This window comes from Giesbergeria anulus (genome assembly GCF_900111115.1).
Taxonomy (GTDB): Bacteria; Pseudomonadota; Gammaproteobacteria; order Burkholderiales; family Burkholderiaceae_C; genus Simplicispira; species Simplicispira anulus.
The window spans coordinates 100,253-126,546 of the sequence record NZ_FOGD01000007.1 but is presented as its reverse complement, the minus strand read 5'-3'; the positions used below and the strand labels follow the sequence as shown (position 1 = coordinate 126,546).

At 53.1% G+C, this 26,294-nt stretch carries 28 protein-coding genes and 2 pseudogenes; 6 read left to right on the top strand and 24 right to left on the bottom strand.

Annotated elements, in window-relative coordinates; genetic code table 11:
- Nucleotides 1-5 precede the first annotated feature (5 nt).
- The 3 genes from BMX55_RS11395 to BMX55_RS11385 all read right to left on the bottom strand — a co-directional run bounded on the left by BMX55_RS11395 (nucleotide 6) and on the right by BMX55_RS11385 (nucleotide 1,667).
- The gene (locus tag BMX55_RS11395) at nucleotides 6-308 is read right to left on the bottom strand and encodes a hypothetical protein (RefSeq protein ID WP_091457799.1); all 303 of its coding nucleotides are present in this window, start codon (nucleotides 306-308) and stop codon (nucleotides 6-8) included.
- A gap of 285 nt (nucleotides 309-593) precedes the next feature.
- Nucleotides 594-1,073: a hypothetical protein gene (locus BMX55_RS11390; RefSeq protein ID WP_091457707.1), complete on the bottom strand. Its 480-nt coding sequence runs from the start codon at nucleotides 1,071-1,073 to the stop codon at nucleotides 594-596.
- A gap of 264 nt (nucleotides 1,074-1,337) precedes the next feature.
- A complete protein-coding gene (locus tag BMX55_RS11385; protein ID WP_091457704.1) occupies nucleotides 1,338-1,667 on the bottom strand; it encodes a hypothetical protein in 330 nt (109 codons plus the stop codon).
- A gap of 171 nt (nucleotides 1,668-1,838) precedes the next feature.
- On the opposite strand from BMX55_RS11385, the gene BMX55_RS16590 reads away from it, so the two are divergent.
- Nucleotides 1,839-2,006 (top strand): hypothetical protein, encoded by a 168-nt coding sequence (locus BMX55_RS16590; RefSeq protein WP_218144483.1) that lies wholly within the window; start codon nucleotides 1,839-1,841, stop codon nucleotides 2,004-2,006.
- Nucleotides 2,007-2,010: 4 nt separating this feature from the next.
- Here the strand turns inward: BMX55_RS16590 and BMX55_RS16225 are convergent, their stop codons facing one another.
- From BMX55_RS16225 to BMX55_RS11335, 10 genes are all read right to left on the bottom strand, one after another.
- Nucleotides 2,011-2,238: a hypothetical protein gene (locus BMX55_RS16225; protein WP_143059658.1), complete on the bottom strand. Its 228-nt coding sequence runs from the start codon at nucleotides 2,236-2,238 to the stop codon at nucleotides 2,011-2,013.
- 47 nt (nucleotides 2,239-2,285) lie between these two features.
- On the bottom strand, nucleotides 2,286-2,738 hold the full coding sequence (locus BMX55_RS11375) for a hypothetical protein (RefSeq protein ID WP_143059657.1): 453 nt from the start codon (nucleotides 2,736-2,738) through the stop codon (nucleotides 2,286-2,288).
- 33 nt (nucleotides 2,739-2,771) lie between these two features.
- Nucleotides 2,772-3,047: a hypothetical protein gene (locus BMX55_RS11370; protein ID WP_143059656.1), complete on the bottom strand. Its 276-nt coding sequence runs from the start codon at nucleotides 3,045-3,047 to the stop codon at nucleotides 2,772-2,774.
- Nucleotides 3,048-3,395: 348 nt separating this feature from the next.
- Entirely contained in the window at nucleotides 3,396-3,779 is a 384-nt protein-coding gene (locus BMX55_RS11365) for a hypothetical protein (RefSeq protein WP_091457692.1), read from the bottom strand.
- Nucleotides 3,780-4,208 carry a DUF6283 family protein gene (locus BMX55_RS11360; RefSeq protein WP_091457796.1) on the bottom strand — a complete coding sequence of 143 codons (429 nt, stop codon included), beginning with the start codon at nucleotides 4,206-4,208 and terminating at the stop codon, nucleotides 3,780-3,782.
- A 283-nt stretch (nucleotides 4,209-4,491) separates the two neighbouring features.
- On the bottom strand, nucleotides 4,492-5,553 hold the full coding sequence (locus BMX55_RS16220) for a hypothetical protein (RefSeq protein ID WP_143059655.1): 1,062 nt from the start codon (nucleotides 5,551-5,553) through the stop codon (nucleotides 4,492-4,494).
- The gene (locus tag BMX55_RS11350) at nucleotides 5,477-6,181 is read right to left on the bottom strand and encodes a hypothetical protein (protein WP_091457686.1); all 705 of its coding nucleotides are present in this window, start codon (nucleotides 6,179-6,181) and stop codon (nucleotides 5,477-5,479) included. Before BMX55_RS11350 ends, BMX55_RS16220 begins: the two co-directional genes overlap by 77 nt.
- Before the next feature lie 10 nt (nucleotides 6,182-6,191).
- Complete coding sequence (locus BMX55_RS11345) at nucleotides 6,192-7,736, bottom strand: UvrD-helicase domain-containing protein (protein ID WP_091457683.1); 1,545 nt, start codon at nucleotides 7,734-7,736, stop codon at nucleotides 6,192-6,194.
- Between the two features lie 78 nt (nucleotides 7,737-7,814).
- Nucleotides 7,815-8,171 (bottom strand): hypothetical protein, encoded by a 357-nt coding sequence (locus BMX55_RS11340; RefSeq protein ID WP_091457679.1) that lies wholly within the window; start codon nucleotides 8,169-8,171, stop codon nucleotides 7,815-7,817.
- Between the two features lie 305 nt (nucleotides 8,172-8,476).
- Nucleotides 8,477-9,064 carry a helicase associated domain-containing protein gene (locus BMX55_RS11335; RefSeq protein ID WP_143059654.1) on the bottom strand — a complete coding sequence of 196 codons (588 nt, stop codon included), beginning with the start codon at nucleotides 9,062-9,064 and terminating at the stop codon, nucleotides 8,477-8,479.
- A gap of 17 nt (nucleotides 9,065-9,081) precedes the next feature.
- Here BMX55_RS11335 and BMX55_RS11330 point away from each other — a divergent pair, with 17 nt between their 5' ends.
- Complete coding sequence (locus BMX55_RS11330) at nucleotides 9,082-9,825, top strand: SH3 domain-containing protein (RefSeq protein WP_143059653.1); 744 nt, start codon at nucleotides 9,082-9,084, stop codon at nucleotides 9,823-9,825.
- A gap of 81 nt (nucleotides 9,826-9,906) precedes the next feature.
- On the opposite strand, the gene BMX55_RS16585 is transcribed toward BMX55_RS11330, so the two are convergent.
- The 9 genes and pseudogenes from BMX55_RS16585 to BMX55_RS11285 form a co-directional block, all read right to left on the bottom strand.
- Complete coding sequence (locus BMX55_RS16585) at nucleotides 9,907-10,062, bottom strand: hypothetical protein (protein WP_218144482.1); 156 nt, start codon at nucleotides 10,060-10,062, stop codon at nucleotides 9,907-9,909.
- Between the two features lie 342 nt (nucleotides 10,063-10,404).
- Nucleotides 10,405-11,088 (bottom strand): HNH endonuclease family protein, encoded by a 684-nt coding sequence (locus BMX55_RS11320; protein WP_091457666.1) that lies wholly within the window; start codon nucleotides 11,086-11,088, stop codon nucleotides 10,405-10,407.
- Entirely contained in the window at nucleotides 11,085-12,365 is a 1,281-nt protein-coding gene (locus BMX55_RS11315) for an AAA family ATPase (protein ID WP_091457662.1), read from the bottom strand. The genes BMX55_RS11320 and BMX55_RS11315 overlap by 4 nt, the downstream gene beginning before the upstream one ends.
- 78 nt (nucleotides 12,366-12,443) lie before the next feature.
- Nucleotides 12,444-12,635: pseudogene (locus BMX55_RS11310) on the bottom strand (transposase); the annotation flags it as partial.
- Nucleotides 12,636-12,665: 30 nt separating this feature from the next.
- On the bottom strand, nucleotides 12,666-13,772 hold the full coding sequence (locus BMX55_RS11305) for a caspase family protein (protein ID WP_091457656.1): 1,107 nt from the start codon (nucleotides 13,770-13,772) through the stop codon (nucleotides 12,666-12,668).
- A 25-nt stretch (nucleotides 13,773-13,797) separates the two neighbouring features.
- The gene (locus BMX55_RS11300) at nucleotides 13,798-16,284 is read right to left on the bottom strand and encodes a GAP1-N1 domain-containing protein (RefSeq protein WP_245751408.1); all 2,487 of its coding nucleotides are present in this window, start codon (nucleotides 16,282-16,284) and stop codon (nucleotides 13,798-13,800) included.
- Nucleotide 16,285: 1 nt separating this feature from the next.
- Complete coding sequence (locus BMX55_RS11295; RefSeq protein ID WP_091457653.1) at nucleotides 16,286-17,122, bottom strand: TRAFAC clade GTPase domain-containing protein; 837 nt, start codon at nucleotides 17,120-17,122, stop codon at nucleotides 16,286-16,288.
- A gap of 3 nt (nucleotides 17,123-17,125) precedes the next feature.
- The gene (locus tag BMX55_RS11290) at nucleotides 17,126-18,079 is read right to left on the bottom strand and encodes a TRAFAC clade GTPase domain-containing protein (protein WP_218144480.1); all 954 of its coding nucleotides are present in this window, start codon (nucleotides 18,077-18,079) and stop codon (nucleotides 17,126-17,128) included.
- 7 nt (nucleotides 18,080-18,086) lie between these two features.
- The gene (locus BMX55_RS11285) at nucleotides 18,087-19,379 is read right to left on the bottom strand and encodes a GTPase-associated system all-helical protein GASH (protein ID WP_091457651.1); all 1,293 of its coding nucleotides are present in this window, start codon (nucleotides 19,377-19,379) and stop codon (nucleotides 18,087-18,089) included.
- A 635-nt stretch (nucleotides 19,380-20,014) separates the two neighbouring features.
- Here BMX55_RS11285 and tnpA point away from each other — a divergent pair.
- From tnpA to BMX55_RS16215, 3 genes are read left to right on the top strand one after another with little or no spacing between them, the layout of a single operon-like run.
- Nucleotides 20,015-20,398, top strand: a complete 384-nt coding sequence (tnpA, locus tag BMX55_RS11275) for an IS66-like element accessory protein TnpA (protein ID WP_091457646.1) — start codon at nucleotides 20,015-20,017, stop codon at nucleotides 20,396-20,398.
- Nucleotides 20,395-20,730, top strand: a complete 336-nt coding sequence (gene tnpB, locus BMX55_RS11270; protein ID WP_091457643.1) for an IS66 family insertion sequence element accessory protein TnpB — start codon at nucleotides 20,395-20,397, stop codon at nucleotides 20,728-20,730. Before tnpA ends, tnpB begins: the two co-directional genes overlap by 4 nt.
- A 34-nt stretch (nucleotides 20,731-20,764) precedes the next feature.
- Nucleotides 20,765-21,151 carry a hypothetical protein gene (locus tag BMX55_RS16215; RefSeq protein ID WP_143059651.1) on the top strand — a complete coding sequence of 129 codons (387 nt, stop codon included), beginning with the start codon at nucleotides 20,765-20,767 and terminating at the stop codon, nucleotides 21,149-21,151.
- Here BMX55_RS16215 and tnpC read toward each other — a convergent pair.
- Nucleotides 21,070-22,149 (bottom strand): annotated as a pseudogene (tnpC, locus tag BMX55_RS11265) (IS66 family transposase); the annotation flags it as partial. The gene BMX55_RS16215 and the pseudogene tnpC overlap by 82 nt on opposite strands.
- 274 nt (nucleotides 22,150-22,423) lie before the next feature.
- On the bottom strand, nucleotides 22,424-23,314 hold the full coding sequence (locus tag BMX55_RS11260) for a DUF6236 family protein (protein ID WP_143059650.1): 891 nt from the start codon (nucleotides 23,312-23,314) through the stop codon (nucleotides 22,424-22,426).
- 762 nt (nucleotides 23,315-24,076) lie between these two features.
- On the opposite strand from BMX55_RS11260, the gene BMX55_RS11255 reads away from it, so the two are divergent.
- Nucleotides 24,077-25,828 carry a tyrosine-type recombinase/integrase gene (locus BMX55_RS11255; RefSeq protein ID WP_091457634.1) on the top strand — a complete coding sequence of 584 codons (1,752 nt, stop codon included), beginning with the start codon at nucleotides 24,077-24,079 and terminating at the stop codon, nucleotides 25,826-25,828.
- Nucleotides 25,829-26,294 lie beyond the last annotated feature (466 nt).

Here is a 26,294-nt window from a genome sequence, read left to right as displayed (position 1 = left end):
CAGGTTTAGTATGAACTTGAAAAGTTCATACTGGCTTGTGCGAGTACCTGCGGGTCTGCGCCGCGCTCATAAAGCATCATTGCAAAATTCGCTATATCTCGCGGATCACCCTTGGCCACATGCTCAACAAGCATTCGCGCCAGCGTTTCGACGCTGCACTGGGCTGGATTATCCCAACCTCCACGACCCTTCGCGCGGGCTTGAGCGAGTTTTTCTTTCATTGCCGCCGCGAAGCGATCAACCGCAGCGTCATCTGGATGCTGGGGCACGCTTTCGACATTGGGTTCGATCACTGCTGAATAATTCATGTTCATCTGTTTTTAGCTCTCATGGTGGGGTGATTAACTGCTCTTTCTCATAGCGCATCAGCCTGCGCTTCACTATCACATCAGCGGACTGGGCTTGATACCAGCTAGGCTCAAAAGCCAAAGGGCTTCTGTCGGCAGGAAGTTGCGGCTTCCGGTTGCCACGCCGGTTATTTTTGCTTTCCCACTCGTTCCACTCTTACCTTCGCGTTTCCTTGCAACGCCGCCGCTGATGTGATAGCCCTCAAGATTATTGAGGACTTGATCTGTATAAATTTTATTATAGCTTCAATCCTTTGTCGAACTTTCAAAGTATTTGTTACCGTACACCCTCAATAAATACAATACAACCAACTGAATCGATAAATTCATCACACTGATCAATGGCAGAAGAACGATGTAATCTTTGCCATTGGGTACGGGGAGAGTAATAAATAGTCCAGCTAAAAATATGAGCGATGGAAATGCAATCGAGAAAAACTTCAGAAAAAACAAGAACTTATTTTCTGGAGGCATCTTTATGCAGGATAACGTCATCGTCCATGAGAAAAAGCAGAAGCCTGGAATTATTGCTATCACGGTAATTTTATCTAGCGCCACAAGGTAGTCCCCAAGACTGCGGGCGATATGAAACACTAGAAATGCGAAAGCGGCAATAGAAACTAGCCATGCGACCCACTTCAAAACAGTGAATGCCGCTGATGCAACTATTCGCAAGGCGTCTACCAGTTGAGATGCCGTTGTCGATGAGGGTATCGCTTTATCCATTTTCCAAAACTCCGTCAAATTGGATCAAATCGCGGGGTACTTCAATTGTTCACTCAACAAGATGCGGCGGGCCACTAGGCGGCCATCAAGAGGCTGCACGGCCAACAGGAATTCCGTGCGGCGGTAGTCGCTCGTAGAGGTGAATGCGGGCCGCTCCCCGCAGTAAATCAGCCACGGCCTGTTGCGAAGTGCAGCACAGTTCCTCTGTCCAAGTTTTCCAGTTCATAACTTTTGGCTTGTCGGGTAATTCTTGCGGCAACATCTTTACTGGCTCACTGTGCGCAACATCGCAATAATCAAACAATGGGCCAAAAGCCACAAGACAATGCACCCGACCTTATCCTTAGTATCCACTGCTTTTTCCAGCCAATAGTTAGTTTTTTTGTTACCTCTGATTTCTGCGAATTTCAGTATCTTCTCCACGAATAGGGCTGTAACAAAAAATACGACTGCAACTTTCATGGAGCCGTATATTATGAATAGAGTTGCATCTATACCAATACGGATGCTTCCCAATGCAATTGTTCCTAGAAAACCTATTTCTGGAAAAATCAGTGATTTTGCATTGTTGGTATTGAGGTAGTCTTCGATCATTTTGGTAAAAGTTGGAGGTTTAGTGTGCGGATCAATCGTTTTTTTATCCGCAACTTTATCTAAGCCGTTTCCGCTGGCTCAGAACTGAAGTAAGCTTCTTGGCACATCGATCTGGTAGTGCTGCCAGATGAGATCGCAGAACAGGTGCCATTCCCGCGCACCCGCTGGCTCGTGAGTGCAATTGAGGCACTGGGACGCACCCGCCATTTGGGCCGTCACGGTGGTGTGAACGTCCATGCCAAAGCGCTTGGAAAACCGGCCTACGGTGCTGCCGTCTGGCGCGTGTACCCAGACTGTAGCTTGGGCTGCATCGACTTGGATTGCTTCGCTGATGAATAACATTTCAGGGATGAGAATTTTGTTCTACCCCTACTTTTTCTGCTGCACGAGAAAGTGCCTGCGCCTCAATTTGCTTGATGGTTACAGGCCGACAAACTGTTTTTCCCGCACGTCCGCAAACTTCTTGGACGACCAATTGGCTATCGGGAAAAGCGTACAGTTTCCGATCTTCGACCCAGACTTGGATCGAATTGGCAATATCGTACTTCGGTGGTTTGCGGAATCGGGGCATAATTTTCCTTCGGGAGGTTGCTTTATTTTAGCAAATCATCTGCAAAGTCAAATCTCATCACCATTAAAGAACCAAGATTTAAGAGCATCCATAGCCAAAGAAGCAAATTGCATAGCGGCGGACACAATCATTCCATAGGCCGCAAAATTTTCGTAGCGACCAAGAGAGCCAAGCTGCCCAAAGTTGGAACAAATGGATGTCAAGATATTGCAGTGAAGAACAAAAACAAGGACGGCTGTGAAATACATGGATTTACGCAGTCTTGCGAGTTTTTTGCTTTTTTCGGCTTCCGCAAGTGTGATTTGCTTTCTTGTGAGCCAAACCCAAGGAAAAAGGATGGATGTACCAACACCAATTGCCACAGAACTCCAGAATCCAATTTTTTTCAACCAATCGCTGTTCTCGATAAAAAATGGAGGTAAAAGAAAAACAAGTGCAACTACCCCTACGATTATCACTGCTTTTGCCAGAATTTGAAATGGATTTTGCTTGTTTAACATGATCTTCCTTGATTACTTTTTAATTTTTAATTTTTAGGCATTAAACATTTCTTTAGCGATTCCTTTGCATATGCAAGTGGAGCCGACCTTGAGTTGATCAGTATGCAATAGTGCAGCAATGATTTGTTCTTCAGTAAATCCTGTGGCGTCAGCAACTAGGGTAAGCGTCCAAGTATTCATGACGTTCTCTTGTAGATATTCGATAACTTCTTTGCTGTTTTCCCATGAAGGAGCCTCAAGACTTTTGGCAAAAGCGGCCAATTCTACATCATTATTCAGCAACGCCATTGCTGCTTTTTTTGCACTCATAAAACCTCCAGTTTTCTCATTTAACACTCTCTAATATATTACCACAAAAGTATTATTTTTCGATCTCCACTCCAGCAACGAGATTTCGCTTGATTTCTTTCATCTTATGGAATTCGTGAGTAATTATTAGGAAAGTCAGAATAACTTAAAAAAGATATGCAATTTGAAGAAGAATTCATTATCGATGTTGCAAATCCGGTTGCCGCAAAAGTCCAGAATCCAATCTGTCACAGCAATTGTTTATTTTGAGAAAGAAAAGGGGTAAAAAGAAAGGAAAATGCAAAAAATCCGACAATAGACACCGATTTTGCGAGATTTTTTATTAGTGCTTCTTTGATTTTCATAATTTTACCTTTTTGAACAAACAAGTAATGGATAAGATTTCAGGTCGATACCGAAAATAAATTGAAAAATTCTTGAGTTTTTGATTTCAATTTTTTTTAGCTGCCCCCAACTCTCGTAGTGAGTGCTCTCGTCTGGATGAAAGATGCCGTGCGGCGCATCATCGCCAAGCCACATCCTCGCACGAAGGTCGCAGATGGCCCCGTCAGGCAGCTCAACCCAGCAATGCAGAATACGGCCTTGCGAGGTCTGCAACATCCCTTGGTGCGCCTGATGCCCGATTCCTTCGCGTGTGAGCAAGGCAGACACTACTCGCGTCAACCCGTCGCATTCCAAAGCAAGCTGATCGAGCGGGGTCAGCCAATCGGCCAATTTCTGGTGGTCTAGCATTTACGCATCCCGGCAACGAGCCAGTGCTGGATCATTCTCGGGCACACCGTTGGCAATCGCCATTGCCCGATAACTTTCGTGCAACTCGCGGCCACCATCGACCACATCGTCAGCGATCTCTCCTTTATGCAGTTTCAGCCGCACGCTCAAATTGTTTGCAGCACCGTTGAGCAAAAATCCCGCGCAAATGGCTGGTTTCTTCGATCCAGACTGGTGGCAGGAAAAAATGTTGCGGCTCAGATCAAAGGCCGTGCAGGCCGAATGCCGGAATGCTTCTGCGGGAAAAATGCCAGTCGAATCTTTGCACCAAGGGCAATCAGGGCATGGTTCGCGCCGATAGCTGGAGCTTTTGCTGCCTTCGACGGTCAGAACTTGATGATCGGGGCCTGCTGGCCGGATTTCGGTGATACGCGCTTTGGAATTTGGCATGGATGGGTGTCCTTGGGGTTCTGCCTGTGTTGTCTGGCAATGCAATGCGATAGCTACAGCCCAATCCTAAGCTCCAAAATGCCCAATGCAAGTTTGAAGGCTCACGTCATTGTGACCAGGAGGCCATTGCCTGCAAGGGGCTGTGGCCTTGGGATCATCGCGGCAAAAAAAAGACCGGCCAAATTTGGCCGGTTGTTCTGGAGGAGCGCACCTGCCTTGGTTGGGGCATGGTGGACTATGCGAGTGCGGCTAGTGCATCCAAAGCCTCACGGTAGACGCACCATCAATTGCTAGACCAAATCATCCCCATATCTTTGAATCCGCCATCGCTACCCATGTACCCGAAGTGCAATTTGGCATTAAAGTTTCGCATCTCGGCTACAGGCAGGCCCGTAGAGACAGTGAAGACTTTTTCCGCAACGGGCGTTTCCGATTTCCGATAAGCCACCGCATAAGGATTTGTCGAAAGCAACTGCGACCACCCACTTTGGGTTAAGAAAAACCACGCTTCTTCGGGTAGAAATCCTGCGGGCACATAAGCTGCGATCCAGAAGCTGGTTCGATTTGTACTTTTGGTTTCGCTTGCAGGGCGCTTGAGCGTGAAATTCATAACCAAATTCCCATTGGCATCTACAGTTTCCGATTTCCCTGAAATCTCTGCCGTGGTGACTTGGTTTCCACCACCACTGCTGCCACCACCTGTGCTGCCTGCACAGGTGTGGGTGGCATTTTCGTCTGGATTACCTTGGGCATCCCATTTAGCATTCGCATACCAACTACGATAGCAGACTTCATCTACAACCATTCTGGTTTGCAGTGTCTTCACCATTCCCCCCGGAACGGAAAGTATATGCAAATAAATATACCCTCCTGAATTTACCTGAAAAGTGTCAAATTGGTAAGGTTCTGAAATTCCCAGATTACCACTTCCACCCGGAGAGTAAAACGGCAATTCTTCTCCAGCCACCAATCTTTCTAATGTGTTTGATGTATTCCGAATCATCGTCGCGGATTGAACATCAGATGCTGTTTTAGTAGGTACATCCCGAAATCGACCAGTGGCTTTAGACTCTTGCGAACTCAAGTAGGTTAAGAAACTTACCGTGAAACGCTTAGTTCCGGGAGGAACAAAAAATTTCACTCTTTCTAGTGAAAGATCGGCATGGGATGTCGTTAGCAGCGCATCGCCACTTTCGTAAACAACCTTGGCATTTGGATTATATGCCTCCCTATAATTAGAGTAGCCTTGCTTAATTAGAGGAGAATAATCACTTTTTTGCTCCGCTGCCACTTGCGTTATTAATGCACATAGTGATAAAAGTGCAATGATTGTTTTCTTTTTCATGAAAAACTCCATGTTTATAATTATTTTCCGAAATTGAATTTTGCTTAGATAAAAAATTTTGCGACATTAACCTTTTCTTTTCCGACCCTTGCTCATAAATAGCATACAAGCGCGTCCCTTCGTCGCAACGAGCGCTGTGACCACGGGCGGTGGCCTTGCATGTTGGGCATTGTGCGCGGTGGGCTTCATAGTCCCGATCTGCCTGTCGCCAAGCTGCATGAACAGACCAATGGACAGTCGTTTTTTTGGGTGCGCAACGGGTGGCAACGAGGCGGCCTTCGCGCAAGGCTACTTCCATGTATAAGTCGTTGAGGCGCTGACCTTCGGCGCACTTGTTGCCGGTGCGACATTCGGTACAACCCCAAAAATGAGCCTGATCGGCTTTATCAGCTTTAGGCCAAGCAAGCGCAGCAGTGGCTGGCACCTGCTTTGGTGGTGCTGATAGCTTGGCTGGCGCGGGCGCAGGCATCTCTTTCTGGAAATGGGCACGCAAGCCTTGGTAGAGATGGGGAGGTGTCTGCTCGATGTCAATGCGCCACTGGGCACGGGCCTGCTCACTGCCCCCGGTGGCGATGCAGTAGCGGTCTGCAAGTTGGAGCAGCTTGGATACTTCTGTATTCGACTGCAATTTTTCTTCTCTACTTCTTTAGCACACTAGACGCCCCACACGCAAAAACAAAATCCTGCGTTGTCTGATTGATTTTTATTGTTTTTCTTGCTCTCGTTAGGGCAACATAGAGTAGATTCACTTCTTGCCTATCTAAATTTTCTTCATCAAACAGCATTCCCTCGTCGCAAACAATCGCCGGAAAATCTTCTGCCAAAACAACATGATCCACCGTCATGCCTTTGGAACGGTGGGCCGTTGCCAAAACAACTTCTGCTTTGGAAAGGTCAGTTTGTGCGGATAGTTGAATTTCCGGAATAATGGTCTGTAGGCTTGCTCCATAAGTTTTAACGATTTCGACTTGTCGCTTGGCTTCCATATCGCCGCTGTCAGTAGCGTATTTCTCAAAGTCGCTAAACTTGTCGAAATCGCGGATGAAGCTGTCACGAACCATATCGTGCCGATTAACAGACAGGTTGTACGCGTCTAACAGCTTCTCGAACCCATAGGCGTTGACGCCACCAACAAACCCCAGCTTGCTACCGCTGCGCAAGCATTGCGCTGCATGGTGGAAAATGATGGCGTTGGTGCGGGCCAGAACGGCGTGTGATGCCCCCGGTGGCGGCGGTGCAATCAAGGTATCTGGCCCCAAGCCTTCGACTGGAACCGTCTCATCGTAATAGGCGCAAAGTAACTCGGATGCAATCCGGGCAACACGCTCGCCAAACCGAAAGCTCTGCGTCAAGGGAAACTCTTGGTCGGGGGTGACGGCATCCATTGCGTTAATGGCCCCCCGGAACTTGTAGATGGACTGATAGCGGTCGCCCACAATCACAATCGGGCAAGTTTGGCTGCGCACAATGGCCCAAGTTACTGGGTTTGTGTCTTGGGCTTCGTCCAGCATGAGTAGATCGCAATTGATTCGCGGTTTGCTCAGTTGGTGGAGCTTTAGGTAGCCATCGTGCGACATGGGCATGGGATCGTTTTCGTTACACATGCGCGCCCACACGAGCTTGGCTACATCAGCAACTTCGATCAGATCGCGGGGATTGCCGTACATCGGGCCATTGATCGTGCAAGCCATTGTTGGGAAATCGTCCCAGTCGCTCACACACCAAGCGGCGATGGTGTCGATGATTGCACTAGCAAACCCCCAATCCCACGACAATCCCATTTGACGAATAATGTCGATGGCGCGGATTTTGCCCAATTTGTGATCGTATTTTCGGCCACAAGATGCAAACGCTAGGCCATGCACTGTGGTGCAGCGTGTATTGCGCCCAAACCGGGCTGCTGCATCTTGCTGGGCCGATTTGTTGTAGGCCAGATAAACGCAACGCTTGTTTGGGTTGTTGGCCGCCAGCACAGTCAGGGTGGCTGTTTTTCCAGCACCTGCATAGGCATTAGCACGAACAAGCCCACTGATAGGCGTATAGGCCAACGCGATTTGCTGCGCAGTAAGATTTTGCTGTGGCTCTGGTGTTGAAAAATCAGGTTGAAAAACCTTGGAGCGCACACCTCGACGAGCTGTGTTTTGCGGCTGCGATGAGAAAGAAAGTTCTTGGAGGTACGACATACCCCAAGGATGACTTATTTTTCCAGATTTTCAAATTTGAAAGGTCGTGCGTTTTTGATATATTTCACGCAAACCAATTTAGTGAATTTGCGGATGCAAAACTTTTTCGATTCGGTGTTGCAACACACCAATCAGTATCTGAACATCCATGACCAGATCAAGATGGTCGCGCCTGCTGCCTTCCTTGAGCCTGTCCACCAGCCAGTACGAGTAGCCTGCTGGGGCTGCCAGAACATCTTTTGCACATGGAAGCGGGAGGGCTTCGGGGGTTTTGTCCAGCACTCCGAGTAGAAACTCTGCGTCCGTTAGGGCGTCCAGTGGGTCACGATCCAGCGCCTTGCTGAGTGCATTTTTGAGCCAGCGCGATGTTTCGCCGGACTTCAAAATATCTTCGGCTGAAGGGAGGGGGACAGTTTGCGGGGGATTGGGCTGCATCAAAGTGCCTATGGGCGTGAGAATGAACTATTGCAGCACAGAAATCTCGTCAATTTCTTACCAAATGTTACCAATTTTGGGAATTTTTTGCACAATTACTTGGCCAACAACGTGGCTAACAACCTAGCTTGTAGTCCTTGGGTTTCGGCAAATGGTTGGCTGCTTGCGTATTCCAGTCATTTATTTCACCACGCTGATGCATCTGGTTTGGCTATGAATGTTGTACTTATTTTTGATTTTTTTGCACGGTAGCCTCGTCAGCCAGCACCAAGGCTTTTGGCGGAGCGGCCCAGTTGGGCCGGTCGCTATCGGACAGACGATTCGTGCCAGCGGCGCTTCTTCGCTATCTTGGCTGGTGATGCGCTAGAGCTGTGGTTGGTTTGGCGCAAGCTGCCCACTGGGAGAAGCCAAACTTCTGGCTGCGTCGTCTGCGGCTGGGAAGGCTGCATCCATTCGGTCGGAATGCGAAAGGCATGATCTTCTGCGGCTTGCTTTGCGCGTGGCACCTGTAGTAGCTTGGGCCTTGCTTGAGGCACTTGCACGCTGACTGCTCGTGGTGCAGATTTTGGCGCAGGCGTCAGGGCGGGTTTTGGTGTGGGTGCCAATGGCGGCTGCAACGCGGGTGCTGGTGGCACGACTTTCTGGCAAGGAACGCCATCATTAAACACGCCAGCCCGGCGCAGCGCTGCAATCTGCTCAGTGGGAATAGTGTCGAAATCGGTCTCAATGCGAAAGCGCCAGTTGCTGCACCAGTAGCCTATGGGCTGACCATCTTCTTTTTGCTCCAGCGGGATGTTGGCATGGCCTTCTCTCGAAATGAATCGCGCAATCAGCGACAATCGCTTCTCGAAGTGGCTTAGTGGTGTAGTAATTTTAGGGTTTGTGGTTGACATTTGGAGAAAGGATTTTTATGACTCAAGAAAATTCGGCAAAATTACTGGCCGTGGTTTGTTTTGAATCGAAGAAAGAACAGGTCAAATGTGGTTATCCCGGATGCAAACATTACGTTTATCGGAGAATTCACGTCGTTGAAGATGGCGGAAAAATATCAATTCTTGGATCAACTTGTTTTGCTAAGAAATATCAAGGCAAAGAACCGCTTGGGACTGCTAATTTTGGTCACGGTGGTGACGGAAAGATGCTCACCGCTGACGAACGGGAATTGCTTTTGCAGAACACGGCGGCCCTAATTGCTCGATTTGCACAAGAGCAGAAAGTTCAACAGCAACAGGATGAGCAAAGTCGCGTACTGCCACCACCTCCAGCGGTGCCGTTGGCCGTGCAGCGGTCGCCATCGACAGTGACTGTAGCGGAATCTCCTTGGCCTTGGCAAAAACCATTGTCTTCCAACTGGTACATCCTACTCCAAGATGGTTCTGGCTGGGTACGGGTGCAGCACAACAGTGGTGGACATTTGCTAGTGCCGTGGCCTGTCTTCGATGGGTGGGATGAGGCACTCCCACCGCAGGTAGGCGAACCCAGCGAAGAACTCGCGGGCTATGTGCTAAAAAACGTCCCTGCTGCGCTGGAGTACCTGCGCGCTCGGCGCGATTGGGAATCGAAGGCGGGTCGCTGGCGGGATGTGCAGGCAGAAATTTCGACGCGCAAGAAGGCTGGTGGCAAAGATTCTGGGCCTCGCTGGGCCACCGCTTGAGCCTTGTGGGCACCGGCCAAATTTGGCCGGTCGTCGCTACTGGTGACTGGGATGTCGCAAGCGCCCCGGAGGGCGGTTGTCTTACTTGGTAGCTCGACTTTTGTCGGCTGGTTCGGCACAATATTCGCCTTGGTAGCACACGCCTTCGACACGATTTTTCATGCGCTCAAACTCGGCTTCGTTGAACTTGACGCGATTGCTGCCTGATGGGGTATTGCGGCGGGCGAACTCGCGCAACGCTTCTTCGCGTGTTACTCCGCCTTGGGTTGGGATGTTGTAAAAGGCCAGTTGGCAAAGCCCGCAGGAAACGATGCACCCCGAGTGCTTTTTTCCGATTAAGGTGCCAGCCAGCAAATCCCATCAGGGACAGTGGCATCGCCACACTAGAAGTCCGAATGTACGGGTGCAATCTTTACCTTCAAGTTGCTGTCATGAATTGAGACCGTGGCAAGCAGCGGGTGTTCATGTACGTTTTCTGAGACGCCCCCTGCTCGATGCCAGTGCTGGCGCCGCCACCACAGGCGAAAAGATCAACCTCCAGCTCGTGGTGGCCATGAGTCATACTCCTCTTGGGTACCCTCAGGGGCGTCGGACTCCTGCCATGCGCTGGGCTTTGTTTTCAAGCCGGGTGGCATAGGCTTCCAGCACCTGAGCTAGGGCTTCGCAGTACGGCTCAAACATGCCACGGGTGTCTCGCTCGCGCAGTTGTTGGGCGCGCTGGCGGGCTTGCACAGCCGATGGTTTTCGATCCAAGGCCCCTTTGATCTTGCCTTTCCTATCGTTCAAGAGATGAGGGTGGTTCAGGTGTAAGACCTGAGGGCTCACTGTTGCTTCGCCCTCCGAGGTCAGCCCTTGCAATTCCCCGTTTTCATGGAAACGGAAATGGCTGGCAACGTTGCGGGTCGGGTTGACAAAAGGGCTGGTGGCGGGGTCGTATGCATCCTTCAGTTTGGCGCCGTAGTCGGCATGTTCGTTAGGCTTGGGAATGCAGGCCACCATGTTGCCCCAGTCCACGGATTGAGCAGGGTGGAGTGACCTGGGAAAAATATGTTCAATATGCGCTTGCCAAACAGTATCGACGCAGCGAATCGATTGCATCGTGTAGGCACAAATGCCGCCTTGCTCGCGCACCATCGCATCCAGCATGGGGCCACGCTGTGGCGCACCCAAATAGTTATAGTGGATATTTTGTGGAGAATTAGAATTCTCGCGTTTCCATTCACGCAAGGCAGGGCATTCTGCGCTTTTGGTGATAGTTTTCACGTACGCTCTCCAGGATCAGCAGGAAATTTTTGAATGCTATTCACTGGATCAAACCATTCCAGTGATTCACCGAGTCTTAAAACTTCGGGTAATTCTCCAAAATTAGCACGGAGAGTCTCGAGCATTTCACGGGCTTGGGCATATTGTTCATCTTCCAATGCACGTTCCACTTCGCGGATTTTCTTCTGGAAAATATGATTGCGTGAGGTACCTTCCATCAACTCTTCCAGCACTTCACTGCTGCTCAGGCCGAGTGAGCGGGGTGCTTGGGTCAGCACACCATCGCGCAGAATCATCACGGACTCTGGGCGCAATTCCCCCACCACCTGCGGCGAGTGCGTGGACACAATGAACTGGCAATGCGGGAATGTGGCTTCTAGCTTGGCTACCACTTCCCGCTGCCAGCGGGGGTGGAGGTGCAAGTCGATTTCGTCGATCAGCACCACGCCAGCACCTTCATTTAATTTATTAAGGCTGTAGAAATTCAGCACGCTCAAGCGGCGGGCAATGTCACCTACCAACGCCAGCATGTTGCGTTCACCGTCTGACAGCTGCAAAACGTTGAGTTCTTTTTCAGCTTTAGTGACAGTCATTCGCATGGTGGGTTTGCGGCGAATGCGCAAGTTTTCAAACCCTGCAAAGGTTTGAACCGCTTGGCGTGTCGCTTCTAGCCCTTGATACCTGAAATCTGGTTCGTCAAGCCGTAGCTCGTTTTCTATATCTTCAAAATCGCGAAACCAGATGAAAAATCGCTTGAAATCTGCACCGCCATGATCCAGTGCATCTTGGTAAACCTCGCTAGCGGAGTGCTCAAGTTTTTCGCGCACTCGCAAGGGCACATCCAAAACAGCACGGTGAACGTCGTAATAAACCGCTAGTGGCAGGCCGTCTAGTTTTTCGTCTTCATAGGCGGCAAGCAGGGGCGCGCAGAACGCCTCCAGTTGTGTCAGATCTCTCTGTGATCCAGGCTGCTCCTTAGGGTCTTTGATGCTGCGGGCAACCACCCATCTGACCGATTCACTGTTGATTGCTACGGTAATTGCAATCTGTGCAGACTCAGCGCCCAAGCGAATATCGTCGAGGTCAATCATGCGTGGTGCTTGGGATCTTTCATGCAATCGGCAGGTCAGCTGCGAAAGTGCAATCGCTAACGCATCCAGCACGGTGGATTTACCCACACCGTTCACGCCCACAAAAACGGTGGTGCGCTGGGTGAAGTCCACGGTAAGGTGCTTAATGCCTCGGAAGTTCCATAACTCTAGGCGCGTGACTTTCATGGTGTACTTTCTTGTACAGCGTGTTTTTCACGCATACGTCAAATGGTGGTCATTAATGTGATGGGTATCAGACGTGATGATACCGGAGCGCTGTCCGCTATTGACATCTGCCTTCTTGACCCACTCGTGCAGGGTGTTCGGCACACAGCCAATCTTGAGTGCAATCGATTGAATGGTGGCCCACAGGGATGGGTAATCTGCTCGGTGCTCCTGCACCATGCGAACTGTATGTTCGCGCACTTTTTGTGAGAACTTTTTTGACTTTGACATGGCTCCATCTTCTCAGACGTTGGTGCCTCTTCAATTCCCGGGGCTGTTCATTGCTGCCAACGTTGGATGATTAGAAAAGTCCTCAAGTGCTATTCTGAGAAGGGTTAGGAAATTAATGGAGCGTCCACCGCCACCCTGCTTGAGTTTCCGAAGTGCAGAATGCCAGGCTGCCCGACCAGTTGAATGAAACTCGAGGCGAGACAAATCGCCGCCGGCCCGGCTCCAAATCTCCTGGTCTCGCGGACCAAACGGGTACAGCTCAATGAGCGCCAACTCAAGAGTTACCCATAGATCTTCCGGTGATGCTGATGACTCGATCAAACTGCTAGCAGCGGACTTCTTGCCACCTTGGCTCAAGGCGATTGCGAAATTCCCTTCAAGATTGTCTGCTTTGAAGATTGGATGTTGGCCGTCGGGGATCTGTTTCGGGACTTCTTCAGCGACGTAGTTGAACAAGTCGAAAAGCTTTATGAAGCCGCTATTAGACTTGTCTGCAGCACCTTTAAGACCGGCAAGTAGTGCCGTGGTGAATACGCTGTTTCGTGCTCGTGAAAAAACTGTAGAAACCTCGCTGGCACGGCATGACGCCATCAGTGCACGGCCGCTGCCAGTAGCCAGTTTGGCAAAAGTATTCGACGAATAGCCCGACTTAAACTCGTGGCCTTTGCCATCCGTCAATGTCTTCGAGATCGCCGCACCGCCAGCGTGGCAAGCATCGATGAAAACCAGAACGCGCTTGGCTTTGATCTGAGAGAGTGCTTGGGCGAACTCATCAGAGCTGATGGACGTTTTCTCTATGTCGGCTAGGTTGGTATCTACCGTTACCAAAACGCTGTCTTCAGCGCCATGCGGGCCGACGACTGCGCCGTGGCCAGAGAAGAAAACGCAGGCGGTGTCATCAGTGCCAGCGCGAGTAGCCAACTCAGCGAGGCTATTCAGAACTGCGGCGCGCGTGGCTTCACTGTCCAGCAGCGTAACCACGTTCTTGGATTCATAGCCGCAGTAGCTAGGCGATGTCAGGGTGGCAGCAACATCTTGAGCATCGTTCAAGATGGCTGCTGGCAAGTTCGTGACTTGCTGATAGTTCGCCACACCGATGAGCAGTGCGTGGCCTTGTGGATAGCGAGGGGGATTCATGGGTCAATAGGTTATCGATTGGTCATCAGCGCCATCCGACGATGTCGGTGTCTCTCGAAAAAAGGCGTAGCTTCTCGTTACCGCTGTAGTCGTTACACATCACACGCAGTAGGTCACGCACAGGCGGACGGCTGCCATAGCGAAGCAACCTCATCGCGGAGTGCCAACGAGTCGCGCCGTTCTGCAACGCTCCGGGAAGATCAGAGTTTTTACCCCCGGCTCGAGACCAGAGCTGATCGTAGTCCGGGCCGTTAGGGTATAGCTCACATGCAGTTTCTTCGAAAGCTCGCCATTTCTCCTCAGTGCTTGGCTTTGAGATTTCAAGCTTCCATCGTTGGTAGATACTCAGAAAACTTGCGCATTGCTGCAGGGCGGGCACTAGGTCGTAGCGGCGGTTAGCGAGTTGGTCGCAGAGGCACTGGATCGCGGATTCCCAGCGCCGACTCGCCACAAGCGTTCCTAGTTGAACGGCATCAGCGTCAGACAACGATCGACTCTGCCGCAGTAGGTGCATCAAAAAGCCGACAAACACCGCCTCATCGAATAATGGTAGGCTGCTCACGATGGCTAGACGCGTCCTCAGCGGAGTTGACGACTCTTGAAGTGCTGACTGGAGAGCGGAGCTCTCCAGCACTGCGTGTTCAAGCTCTGGCTCTGGTGTGTTCACAGCGCTGCTGTTGACTGCGGCAGTCAGCCATCCACTGGCAGTTGCGCGCAAGTACGAGTCGCAGTGCGAAGCAGGCAGATGCGACCAAAGTCGCGCTCGATCTGGAATTTCAGTCAAATCGGCGAGTGGCGTCCGAGCAAGTGCTTCAACAAGGCCAGCAAAAGCGCCTGATCCTTTTCCGAGATGAGCGAGTACGCTGTTTCGAGTTTCCATCGGGTTGCTAGGCGCATTCCACAACGAGTTGTTCTTTCCGATGGCGTAGGCCCACACTTTTTGTTCAGTGAGGTCTGTACAGCGGATGCCAGACAGCATCTGTGGATGAGTAACCGCCAGATCACCGCACATCTCCACCAGACGTTGATCCTTCAGATCCAGCGTCACCGTCAACATGTCGTCCGGGGTAGCGTGCCGAAGTGCTGCCCACAGCCCAGCGGTGTGGTTCAGTTGCCTGTCCATTTTAAGCTGTTGCTCTACTGCTTCGCGGGGAAACATCATTGCAGCCAGGGCTGCACCGTGAGCCGTCAGCCATCCCTTTTTTAACAAAAGCGAAGGAACTGCAACTACCTTTGCAGTATCGAGTTTTCTGGGGGCGGCTTGTACCAAGAGTTGTTCAGTTCCTACGCCAGGTGGCAGAACTGCCACGATGGCGGAGAAAGCAGCACGACTTAGCTCGGACCATCGCCAGATGGCCCTCCAGAGACCAGATTCTTTTTGATGCCCAGCCGTGGACAACCCACCCATGACCGCAGTGCGCCACGCAGGGAGAGCAAGGTTACTATCGGCAGACGCTTCCAATAGCGCAACGAGGTCTGTATCCTCTGCCTGGGCGAAGTCGAGTTTGCTGACTCGATGCTCAACAGCTGACCAAAGTGGTTTCGTGCTTGCAAAGCTCGGAAGATCCAGATTTCGCATCGGCATGAGCTGCCTGCAACTGGCCGCCGGAACCTGAGCTGCGATGCGCTGAATGAGTCGATCCTTTAACTCTGCGCCAAGCTCGGCCCGATTGGAAAAGCCGTCCACCAAGCGTATGGCTTTGAGTAGATCGTCAAAGTCATCAACACTTGTGACGAGGCGATGCAGTCTTTCGAGTTTTTTCAGATCCTTGATGATAGTGGCCTCGAGGCCAAGCTCCCTAGCCAAGTCCAGAAAGGGCTTTGCACTCTGCTGACCACACAGCACTGCAGCAGACGGGGACTGTGCACCTTGATCGTCTTGATTAACAACGCGATACTTGGCCCAGCGCGCCCGAAGCTGTTCGGGGGTGCAAACAATCGCCAACCCAGGCTGGGCCTCAAGGTCTTGGGGACCAAAGCTCAGTCGGAAAGCGAATGCTTTTCGCATGGAAGGCCACAGGTTGCGCCAAAGCGCAGTCACCAAGCTTTCAAACCCAGCCACGCTCAGCCGAATCGCTGGCCCCTGCTGGTCAGCTAGGGCATTGGCCGCACCAATCAGGTCAATCGGTAGCTCGGCAGTCCCTGGAGAAGTTTCGATTTCTAGGGTGGATAGCCTGGCGGGAATGGCCTTTGCTGAAGCTGCCAATTGTGTAAACAATACGGTCAGGTCTTCGACTTGACAGATCCCTTCCAAATTGACGATCAGGGCGTGAGTCAGCACCATACCCCCACGCGATGAGCCCGAGTCTAGGAACGTTCGAGCCAAAACGTAGTAACCGTCACAAGGGAAGCCACGAACGAAAGGCGACCATGTCTGGACACCTAGTGGCACTCCGTCCGGAAGATCCAGCTGGGGAGCAATACTTGCGGCGAACGACGACGTAGTGCTCGAACTTCTTAGGCCGTGTCCTCGGCCCTCGACCTCACCATACACCGCTTGTTCGACACGCATCTCAAGCGGCCCCAGTCATCAACTGCTGAATGGGCAGCGTGATGTCGTTGCTTCGTTCTCCGTTGGGCAGGATCACGTAGCCGAAGTCTTCTGGGCCTCGCATCGCGTAGTCCACATCAGGCACGGTCTTACTCAGAGCCTTTTCCAAAGCAGAAAGACCGATGACGCTTGGCGAAATCCAGTTGCTACGCACGAACGACCACAACATTGGCAACCGAGCCGCCAGCAGATCCGGGGGCAATTCGGTTGTTTGAATCTCATCCCAGCAGCTGAGCAGGATAGTCAAACGCGGCTTGCTAAGCGGGCTTTCCAGGGAGGTCTGTGCCAGATAGAGCAGCATCTGGAAGAGTTCAATCATCCGAGCTTGGTCTGATGGCTCGAATGCTGCGGGCTCGCTCTGGGTTTTAGAGGTAGCGAAGGATTGCAGCGGTCGCGAGAACAGATCTTCCTCAGATCGCAGCGAGTGCAGTCGGATGAGGACAACCCAATCCGTGGCATTCAAAACGCGTTCGCGCCAAGCTGCGGGAATACGGCGGTCAGTCACCAGATTTCGAACCTGTTCGCCGCCGTAGTCCGGCCAGACCAACTCAGCCAAGCGACCCGAGTCGTCTTGAATCGGCCAGACGCTCTCCACGTAGCTGCTGGCCGGTGTGTGGTCAGTCGACATGCCTTCGGTCAGACAGCCGAGTGCAGTGGTAAATGCTTCCAGGTTGGTTGGTGCGCCGTGCATCTTCAGAGCACATGCCTTAGCCATGAGCCGCTTGAGGAACTGGGCTCCATAGTGGGTTTTGCCAACGTTGGACTCGCCGATCAGCAGGATGGTGTGTTGCTCAGTCATGGGCTATCTTCTGCCGAAACGGAAAAGGGGATCTTGTCCAGCCGTCTGCATCGTGGGCAATTCCACGCCATGGCGCTTGGTTGTGACGATCCAATCGAACAGTCTTCGAAAGCCATCTGTGGTATCCGCCTCTTTACGCGAAGCCACACTTACGGTGAACTCCGGGATGGGGGGCGACATGGACGCGACAGCTCTTCGAATTTGTGTTTCCATGGCTGAAGCTACTTCGACGTCGCCCTTTGTCCAAACCAATGCCAAAGGGCGACCGCTGGCTTCGGCGATGGCACGCTGCGCTAAGATCTGGAAGTCGTTCCGAGCCGTTCCCATCTTTGAGCCAGAAAGCGCTTGTCGGTCAGCGATCAGAAGCGTCACGTCAGCGTACCGAGCGATCCAGCGGGCGCCTTCTGCGTCCGGTGCTTCTTGGTTGATGGCCCATTTCCTGAACCATTCGCCCGGCGCATCGGCAAACAACAGATCGCGCAGTGTCCCGTCCTTGCGGCGAAATGCGAGGTGCAACATGCCTGGCGCGCGAGCTTTGCCGCTTGGTGTGTGTGGCGGAAAGCAAGGTGGCAGTGGGCCCGGCTTCCATCGCATGGAAGCCGCTACCGCTTCCCAGCCTGTCAGCGTGTATGAATTGCTGAACGCGTGGTCTTCGGTCGTCAGGGTGCCTCGCCCAAGCAGGAGATAGAACGAGCCAAGAATGGTCGTCTTGCCAGCACTTTCCGGCCCTACGATGCCGACGGTTATGGGTTTGACTCGTCCGCTGACGAAATTAAGGTCTGACTCTCCCATCGCCAGGCCACTCCACGGCAGGAGCATTTTGTCGGAGGAAAAATTGGAGTCACTCGTTGGATTAGCGATGCACTTCCATTCTGGACACAGGCGCCGCTCAAGGTGGCCAAGGGTGCAGGTGGTGTTGTCATCAGCGAAACAATCAGGGTGAGGACATTTGTCCATAGCCAATCTACCTCTTCTTGGCTCGCGCACCAGAGTTGGCGCTCGTAGCGCGTGCAGCCTGAAGCTCACGGAACAAAAAGGTTCCCCATTCATCAGGGGTCATCATCGCCGATTCATCTACCCCACTTAGGGCTCGCAGGGATGTAGGTTCAGTAGCCACGAAATCGTGACCATGCCCAATCAGGGAGATTAGAGGACCGCGCCCAACCGGCACAGGCGTGTACTGCCCAGCCAAGGCGCGGAACGGTTGCATGAATACAGCCGTTTTGGCCTCACGAACCAGCGCAGCGATGTTGCGCCGACCATTGCCTTCGCCCCCTGACTCTGTGGGCAAGCAGCGAATTGCTTCCTTCAGAAACGCCGAAACGCTTGCAGGCGAAAACGTTGGCACTTGCTCATGAAGATCAAGCGCCATCAACGCGGAAGCTTGAAAAACGGGCATCTCAAGATAGCTCTGATGGGCGCTTGGTGAATATAGTGCTTCTTTCCACCACAGCAGATTGGTGCGGCGCTGCAGGCCAGCTGTAGCACCGCTAAAACTAGCCAGAGCCTTATCCACGTGTGCGCTTACAGCCTTTGCTAGATTGGATGAAGGTGTGGAGAAATCGATTGGCGCTGGAACTATTCCCTTCGCGAACTCGTCGATTACATCGCCTATGGCAGCACTGACCCGATCAGAGAACTCTTGAACCCACCCTTGCGGGTTGTTTTGGTGGTGGGAGGGGTATGGTATTTGGAGCTTGGTCTTCAGTGCGACTCGGTCGACAACAGGAATTGCTTGTTCTTCAATCGTGAAGTCCGGTGCCTTGTACTGCAGTGGCTTAACAGAGATCATATCCGGGGTTGCCCACTCGGCCTCTGCACGCGCATCGACCTTGGTCTCGATTTCGCATACAGCATCGTGCCAAATTGGAGCTTCGTCGGCCGTCTCAGCGTGAGCCAACGCATTGCGCGCCGTGCTCACGAAGGCGACCGCGATAGCGTCGTCCTCGCGTGCCGCCTGGACAATTGCATCCAGCAGCACGGCTCGTAAAACGTTCACCGGGCGTCCCGAGAACGCATTGGCTACGGTCTCCCAGCGCTGGCGAAGCGCCGCCATGGCTTCCTCTATGACAGGATCAGCCGCCGGAACCGATGGATCAGCGGCCACCATCGTGAAGCTGAGCGTCTTAGATGGCACTGTTCTTAGCTCAGCAGACAGATCCTTGGCGGTGGAGCGCAACTTCTCCAGTTTGGAGTCATCGCCGTTGAGGTTAATTGCCCCGATCTCGAGGAACCTCATCAAAAATTCTTGCAACATCGACAATCTTTCTTGACTTTTTTCTTTGCAATCTTTAATGCTAACGCACTGTAACACTGGCGCACCACACTAAGAGTGGCTAACACAACTTGTTCTGGTGGGTCACCAAGCGTTATGCTTCAGCCACCATGGCTAGACGACCTCTCAGTACACAGACGCTAACCTTCTCGCCCAGAATCTGAAAGCGGAGACAAATTGGTTTCGTCCAATTTTGGCCATTCGGCCAGATCTTACAGAGAGACCAGAGTTCTGGCGCCGAACGCAAGCAAGAGCCACCGACATCCAGCAGGCTGGCCTTGAATTGCAGACCGAGGCCCAGCTCGTAGCTGCCGTTCTAGGTCTTCACGACGAGACTTCAATCAAGTCAGTCGCGCAGGTCTTCGGATCGGTCGTAGTACTTATCTGCGTCGAACAGCTGATGGCGGAGGAGCGTGATAGCCGTGAGTTCCAGAGGTGGGTCAAGGAGGCCTGTCGACAACCTAGCGCTGTTGCTCTCTTTCTGGCTAGCGCTCGAGCGCTCAACCCGCGTCTGGTCTCGGTCATCGCTGCTGAACTGTAAGCGTCCATCCAAGTCATCTGTCGTTTTGGTGTGAGGTAAGAGACGATGGTGTCCACCTATTTTCAAGTGGACACCTATGCAAACTTACTCTCTCACCTCACCTGTCACGCCGGCCATCCAACGCCGACGTCACAGCACTACCTTCAAGGCCCAGGTCGTGGCCGAATGCCAGCGGCCCGGTGCATCGGTGGCTGCCATTGCCCATGCCTGCGGAGTGAATGCCAACTTGGTGCACAAGTGGCGTCGAGAAAGCCCTCTCACGCTGGCGGCACAGCGCATCAGTAGCACGGACTTTGTCGCCTTACCACTGCCACTGCCAGCACAGAGCCCTGACCCCACCACAGCGGCCTCGTCACACATTGAGGTCGAACTGCACCAGGGCAAGACGGTGCTCAAGTTGCGCTGGCCGGTGGCTGCGGCATCCGAGTGTGCGACTTGGCTGCGTGCGCTGCTAGCATGATACCGGTGCAGGCAATATGGCTGGCGACACAGCCTTTGGATATGCGCTCAGGTATCGACAGCCCTCTGGCGCGGGTGGTGGCGGTCTTTGGCGCGGCGCAGCCCCACCATGCGTACGTCTTTACCAACCGCAGCCACACACGACTCAAAGTGCTGGTGCATGACGGTATCGGTCTGTGGTTGGCGGCGCGGCGTTTGCACCGAGGCCGCTTTGTCTGTGCAGATGTGCAGGCAGGGTCACAGGTACCACTTAGCCATCCACAATTGGAGGCCCTGGTATTGGGTTTGCCTTGGCAGCGTGTGGAGCCGGGTGGTGCCATACGGCTGGTGTAAATAGACGCTGGCCGTGGCTATACTGCCCGCCAATATGACCGTGAGACTGCACACGCCTGCCCATCTGGAGTTGCTCGATGCACCACAGCTGCGTGAGCTGGTAGTGACGATGTCGCAGCAGATGGGCCAGATGCAGCAACTCATCGAGCGTCTCACGCATGAGATGGCGCTGCTCAAGCGGTTGAAGTTTGCCCTGCAAAGTGAGCGCCACCACCGCAGTGGCGAAGAACAACGCGAGCTCGAAGAAAGCATTGACGCAGACTTACAGGGTAAGTGTCCAGCTAACCCCAACCTTGACCGAGTCCGAATTCAGGGGTTAGTAGCAAATTCACTGGGCTGTCAGTGGTGGGGTAATAGGCTGGCGATATCCCTCTGCTTGGTCGTGGGCAGGCGTGTCATGACATCACGCAAGTACGCGTAAGGGTCATGGCCGTTGAGCCGGGCCGATTGAATTAAGCTCATGATGGTTGCAGCCCGCTGGCATGCCCGCAGCGAACCGGCAAACAGCCAGTTCTTACGCCCCAGCGCAATCGGGCGCATCTGGTTCTCCGCCCAGTTGTTGTCGATAGGCCAGTGGCCGTTGTCGGCAAAGCACGTCAATGCCGCCCAGCGGCGCAGGCTGTAATCCAAGGCCTTGGCAGTGGCCGAGCTGTCGGGTATCTGTTGACGTTGGCGCTGTATCCATTGCTGCAGCGCTTCCAAGATAGGGCGTGAGTATTGTTGCCGCAGTGCCAGGCGTTGCTTGGCATTGAGCCCTTGGGCTTGGCGTTCAATATCGTAGAGTTTGCCGATTTGCTCCAGTGCAAAGCCAGCAATCAGGCTTTTGTTGGCTGCATGCAGGCCAAAAAATTTGCGCCGTGCATAGGCCATGCAGCCCAGCTCTGTCACCTTGGAGCCCGTAAAGATTTGTTTGTAGCCCACATAGTCGTCGCATACTAGCGCACCCGACCAGCCCTGCAGAAAGTTACACGAATGCTGTCCAGCACGTGAGTGGCAGAAGTCATAGACCACGGCGCGCAGCTCGCCCAGCACATTGCTGCTGTAGGCCCACAGGTAGGCGCGTTGCGTCTTGCCCTGACCGGGGTTGAGCATTTGCACCGGTGTTTCATCGGCGTGCAGCACTGAAGTTTGCAGCAGTTCTTGTTTAAGCGCATCGACCAAGGGCTGCAACTGCACGCCGCAGCTGCCCACCCATTGGGCTAAGGTTGAGCGGGCCAGTTCGACTCCACTGCGCGCAAAGATGCTCTGTTGGCGATGCAGCGGCACATGGTCAGCGTACTTGGCCACCAACACCTGTGCCAGCAGCCCGGTGCTGGCTAGGCCCTTGTCAATGATGTGCGCCGGGATGGGGGCTTGTTCTATGGTTTCGCAGGCGCGACAGACCCACTTGCCCCGGATATGGCGCTGCACGCTGAACAAGCAGTGGTGAATGAGGGCTGCGCCACAGCTGTGACAGAGCGCTCACTGTGCCCTAGTAAAGGAGGGGCGTCCATTCCATGGGCTAACATGACCATTGATAGTTCGTTTTTTTTGCTTTGCCGTACTAGGTGTGCTGTCTGATTTTTATGCCTAGTCCCTGCCGAAAACCTACTTTTTTTTTGGTTGGGTTAGCCGCTCTAAAGCGAAACATACCTATCAACGATAGTGAGGCAGGCGGCTAATCTCTCGTCAAGTGATTGTGCTTCTGATCGCTTCAGAGCCAATCTAGCTCTTTATGCAGATAGTGGACATAGCGGAAGGGAGATTGCCGTAGTTTCGCTTTGTTGTCTCCTATCCCAAATCCGGCTTTAAACTTTATGCTCGAAAAAGCGATCATGCCCGCGGAGGCTAAAAACTTCTCCACCCCAGGAAGATTGAGGTGGTCGGAAAAGACACTGGCGGCGGCGGCTACAGCTAAAGCGGCAGATCCTTTGAAATCAATTTCCAATGACATATCAGAGATATGGATAGGCATTCTCTGCTCACGGCTCACACGTAGTAAGTCCACGCATGCGGCATCAATACGATCTCGCTGTGTCGCAAAGACCTCTGCGCGATCTGTGGCGCTGGTAATCAGTTGTTTGTAGCTGTCAAGCTCCTTTCGCAGTGCTTCCAGTTCTGAATTCCTTTTTTGCTTGAATTCCAGTAGATCCTGCAGCGCCACATTGCGTGTTGGGATAGGTACGGCATGGTGCAAGGATACAGTAATGCCTCTATCAGGCGCTATATGGTCTCCTAGAAATGACCTAAGGTCGTGCTCGGCGGATGCAGACAAACACCACCGACCAGGTTCCTTGTTCTCCAAGTCTTGATATGCCCTGAAATAAGTATCGGCAAAACCTCTTCCTGGCGATGTTAGGTTTGGCACCAAACTAGCTTCTGGCCGAACCAGCACTCCTTCACTTTCCAGAAAATCCATGTCAGTGCTGCCATGGCTAGGCAAGACGCTTATGGATGGCCAAGCAATGCGATCCCAAAAGCACAATCCAAATCTCAATTGCTCTGGGCGCCACATCGAGGGAATGGCTATTACTGGGCCTTCTATCCCCTTTGCAGTTACCTTTGGACTGGAATTCTTCTCTTCAACAAGATCCGGAAGAAGCATTATGCCTCGCCCACCTTTAGGCCGAGTTCCATAACTCGGATCTGATTCTTTTCGTCGCTTGCTCTCACCCATTCTTCAATCCCTCCCCATGTGCCTCAAATCAAGACTGTGCCCGCGATAGAACCTCTGCCTTTGCTGATCTCACCACCGATAAGGTGCCGAAAAAATTATACGATATTGACCATGACAGTTGTGGGACGGCACTCACCTCTCGAGGCACTGCCTACCGCGAGGGAGCTGGCTCTGAAAAAGGGTCGCTGCGCACGCTGCACCGTAGCCGGGGCTTTGACGAGTTCGGCGAAACACTAGCAAATGGTGCTATGTTTGTTTAGTACTACAGCCGTATTCGACGAAGGCGGGGTGAGCCCCCTGCTGCGGTAGTTGCATTGGCAAGCACGGTACTGGTGTGTCATGGTTCGAGAACAAAGCCTGAGCATTGGGCAAGTCTATAAAGACCTCGACTTGCTCGATAGTTCCATTGGCTGGCGGGCCGGAGTAGTGTGAGGAGTTTGATGTACCGGTCTGCTCATTTGCGCTCATGAGAGCTGGGCGATAGCATCAAATTTAGTTGAAAAGTAGTATCAAATTTAGTTGTGTGAGCGGGATTGGTGGTCTAGGCCATCTTTTTTTCAATCATAGCCCTAAGATAAATCACATAATCTTATGGCAAAAAAGGCTGGTCAAAAGTGGGTGCCCCGTGGAGAATCGAAAGATTGCTTTTTCGATCAATCATTTGCACCCCACTGCTGAAAAGGATGTGCTATGCCTCTACTTGCCAGCACCCAGCCCACGCGCTTCGTTCGCCGCCTTGGCCTGCACCACTTCGCTCACCTACGGGCCGTGGCCGAAGGTCTGCCGGTGCTCGATAGCGCTCGCCGCTACCTTGGCATTGACCACGGCCACCAAGCCACCACCGCGCATCAGCAGACCGTGGATGCCGTCCGCACCGTGGCCCGCCGCCATGCCGGTATGGGCGACTGGCGTTTGATCGGCCTGCGCATTACTTTGACCCCCGCTGGTGCCGCTCCAACTCTGGAAGATTTCATGTTGGAGCAAGGCTTGGACGGCTGGAGTGAGACCGAAGTCCTCCAGATGTACGAGGACGCCTATCCTGCTGATCCACGCCAGCAACGCCGTGCCCGTCTGCGGCAGCGACAATTAGCCCTGCTGCGCAGCCTAGAAGGGCTGGCCGCAGAGAAACCCCTGCACCATGATCTGGTCACAGGCTGGTTCGATGAAATCACGGCACAGCGCCTGCTGGGGGCTGGACTTAACACCCTTGGGGAGTTGCACCAACTCATTGGGCGTGGGGGCCGCTGGTTCTCTACCATGCCCGGTATCGGCCAGACCAAGGCACAGCGCATCGCCGCCCACCTGCGCAACCTGCTGCCCGATTTGCCGGTTCAGGCCCAAAGGCTGTTTCGGCTGCAAGCTGCCAGCACAGTGACGGCCTTAGCCATCAACGACCCCGCTGCCGTGGGCCTGCTCAACTCCGACAATGACCTGCAAGCCATAGAAAGCTGGATCGCTGCCCGCTGCGGCTCGGATGCCACTGCCAAACTCTACCGGCGTGAAGCACAACGCTTGCTGCTGTGGCTGCAAGCAGAAAAATCTCGTAAGGTACTTTCATCGGTCAATGTGGAGGACTGCAACGCCTACATGGCCTTCTTGGCCAACATTCCTGCCGATTGGATTTCCAGAGTTCGGGCGCAACCTGGGGGCGTGGGTTGGGCACCGTTTCGCGGCCCCTTGAGTTTGCGCAGCCGCCAGCAAGCCATCACCATCGTTGCCAGCCTATTCGCGTGGCTGCAATCGGCCTGTTACCTGAGCGCTAATCCTTGGGTGTTGGTCAATCAAAAGCTGGGTGACGATAAGGAGCAACACCTGCTGGATAGCAAAGCCTTGAGCGCAGCGGCAATGGAGCAGATTCTGGCCTACATCGAGCAGCAAGTACCCTCGGCCTCACGCGCCCGTATCCGTTTCATCTTGCTGTTCACCAGCACGGTGGGCCTGCGCAGCGCCGAACTGCTGGCAGCCAAGCTGGGAGATTTGCACCATGAGCAGGAAGGCTGGATGCTGCAAGTGCATGGCAAGGGGGCTAAGAACCGCATTGCGGCCATTCCGCCCTCTGCCCTGCTGGCCCTGCACGACTACCTGCACGCACGGGGGCTGGGCGACGATATAGCCTCGGCACCGGCGCAAGCCCCCGTGTTGGCCAGCACCCTTGATCCAATGAGTAGCGTTGGCTACCAAGCCCTGTATGAGCATGTGCGTGGCTGGTTATCCAAGGCCATAGCCGCAACAGCCCTGCCAGAAAAGGAACGCCTGAAGCTGGCCCAAGCATCTACGCATTGGCTACGCCACACCTTTGGTACGCGGGCCATTGCCAAGGGCGTGCCGCTGGACGTGATTCAGGCGCAGATGGGTCATTCCAGTATCCAAACAACCATCAACATCTACGGTCGTGCGCCCATCCAGCGTCGCATGGATGAGTTGGGCAAGGCGTTTAGCTAGTGGCTGTGCCACAGCAGCTTGTCGGGCTGTTCGTGGTTTGCAGGACGGGTGTTCTGGATTGGATTCCATGCTTCATTGAAGCAAACCGCGAAGCCTGTTCTTCCCCTTGGGGACTGTTCTCTGAAAGACTGAGATAGTTATTAGGGCGTTTTTTCTTTGTGTGAACGCAGCGTTCATTGTTTTGTGTGAACGCTATATGAAGTTTTTTGAGGGGCTGGTGCCGTGGGCATGGGCGGTCTGAGCCGGGGTCTTATGGAGCCTGTACGCGCTACAACCGGGCTTATGGAGCGCGGAATCGGGCTTTGCACTCCGCAAAACACGGCTAGCACTGGTACTGGGTCTTGGGAACGCCGGTTTTCCCCCGACCGGCCAAATTTGGCCGGTCGTACTTTGGGATTGAGAAAATTTGGGATGCCCCAAAGTTGAGGCATCTACTCTCGCTGACGCCGTTTTTATCCTTGATGCG

Bases quoted from the DNA above. Each gene is read 5' to 3' on its own strand.
- BMX55_RS16225 (WP_143059658.1), bottom strand. From the start codon at position 2,238: ATGCCCCGATTCCGCAAACCACCGAAGTACGATATTGCCAATTCGATC.
- BMX55_RS16220 (WP_143059655.1), bottom strand. From the start codon at position 5,553: ATGAAAAAGAAAACAATCATTGCACTTTTATCACTATGTGCATTAATA.
- BMX55_RS11305 (WP_091457656.1), bottom strand. From the start codon at position 13,772: ATGAATCCCCCTCGCTATCCACAAGGCCACGCACTGCTCATCGGTGTG.
- BMX55_RS11290 (WP_218144480.1), bottom strand. From the start codon at position 18,079: ATGGACAAATGTCCTCACCCTGATTGTTTCGCTGATGACAACACCACC.
- tnpB (WP_091457643.1), top strand. From the start codon at position 20,395: ATGATACCGGTGCAGGCAATATGGCTGGCGACACAGCCTTTGGATATG.
- tnpA (WP_091457646.1), top strand. From the start codon at position 20,015: ATGCAAACTTACTCTCTCACCTCACCTGTCACGCCGGCCATCCAACGC.
- BMX55_RS11375 (WP_143059657.1), bottom strand. From the start codon at position 2,738: ATGTTAAACAAGCAAAATCCATTTCAAATTCTGGCAAAAGCAGTGATA.
- BMX55_RS11395 (WP_091457799.1), bottom strand. From the start codon at position 308: ATGAATTATTCAGCAGTGATCGAACCCAATGTCGAAAGCGTGCCCCAG.
- BMX55_RS11370 (WP_143059656.1), bottom strand. From the start codon at position 3,047: ATGAGTGCAAAAAAAGCAGCAATGGCGTTGCTGAATAATGATGTAGAA.
- BMX55_RS11330 (WP_143059653.1), top strand. From the start codon at position 9,082: ATGACTCAAGAAAATTCGGCAAAATTACTGGCCGTGGTTTGTTTTGAA.
- BMX55_RS11385 (WP_091457704.1), bottom strand. From the start codon at position 1,667: ATGATCGAAGACTACCTCAATACCAACAATGCAAAATCACTGATTTTT.
- BMX55_RS11345 (WP_091457683.1), bottom strand. From the start codon at position 7,736: ATGTCGTACCTCCAAGAACTTTCTTTCTCATCGCAGCCGCAAAACACA.
- BMX55_RS11390 (WP_091457707.1), bottom strand. From the start codon at position 1,073: ATGGATAAAGCGATACCCTCATCGACAACGGCATCTCAACTGGTAGAC.
- BMX55_RS11365 (WP_091457692.1), bottom strand. From the start codon at position 3,779: ATGCTAGACCACCAGAAATTGGCCGATTGGCTGACCCCGCTCGATCAG.
- BMX55_RS11260 (WP_143059650.1), bottom strand. From the start codon at position 23,314: ATGCTTCTTCCGGATCTTGTTGAAGAGAAGAATTCCAGTCCAAAGGTA.
- BMX55_RS11315 (WP_091457662.1), bottom strand. From the start codon at position 12,365: ATGAAAGTCACGCGCCTAGAGTTATGGAACTTCCGAGGCATTAAGCAC.
- BMX55_RS11295 (WP_091457653.1), bottom strand. From the start codon at position 17,122: ATGACTGAGCAACACACCATCCTGCTGATCGGCGAGTCCAACGTTGGC.
- BMX55_RS11285 (WP_091457651.1), bottom strand. From the start codon at position 19,379: ATGTTGCAAGAATTTTTGATGAGGTTCCTCGAGATCGGGGCAATTAAC.
- BMX55_RS11335 (WP_143059654.1), bottom strand. From the start codon at position 9,064: ATGTCAACCACAAACCCTAAAATTACTACACCACTAAGCCACTTCGAG.
- BMX55_RS11340 (WP_091457679.1), bottom strand. From the start codon at position 8,171: ATGCAGCCCAATCCCCCGCAAACTGTCCCCCTCCCTTCAGCCGAAGAT.
- BMX55_RS11360 (WP_091457796.1), bottom strand. From the start codon at position 4,208: ATGCCAAATTCCAAAGCGCGTATCACCGAAATCCGGCCAGCAGGCCCC.
- BMX55_RS11255 (WP_091457634.1), top strand. From the start codon at position 24,077: ATGCCTCTACTTGCCAGCACCCAGCCCACGCGCTTCGTTCGCCGCCTT.
- BMX55_RS16215 (WP_143059651.1), top strand. From the start codon at position 20,765: ATGACCGTGAGACTGCACACGCCTGCCCATCTGGAGTTGCTCGATGCA.
- BMX55_RS11300 (WP_245751408.1), bottom strand. From the start codon at position 16,284: ATGCGTGTCGAACAAGCGGTGTATGGTGAGGTCGAGGGCCGAGGACAC.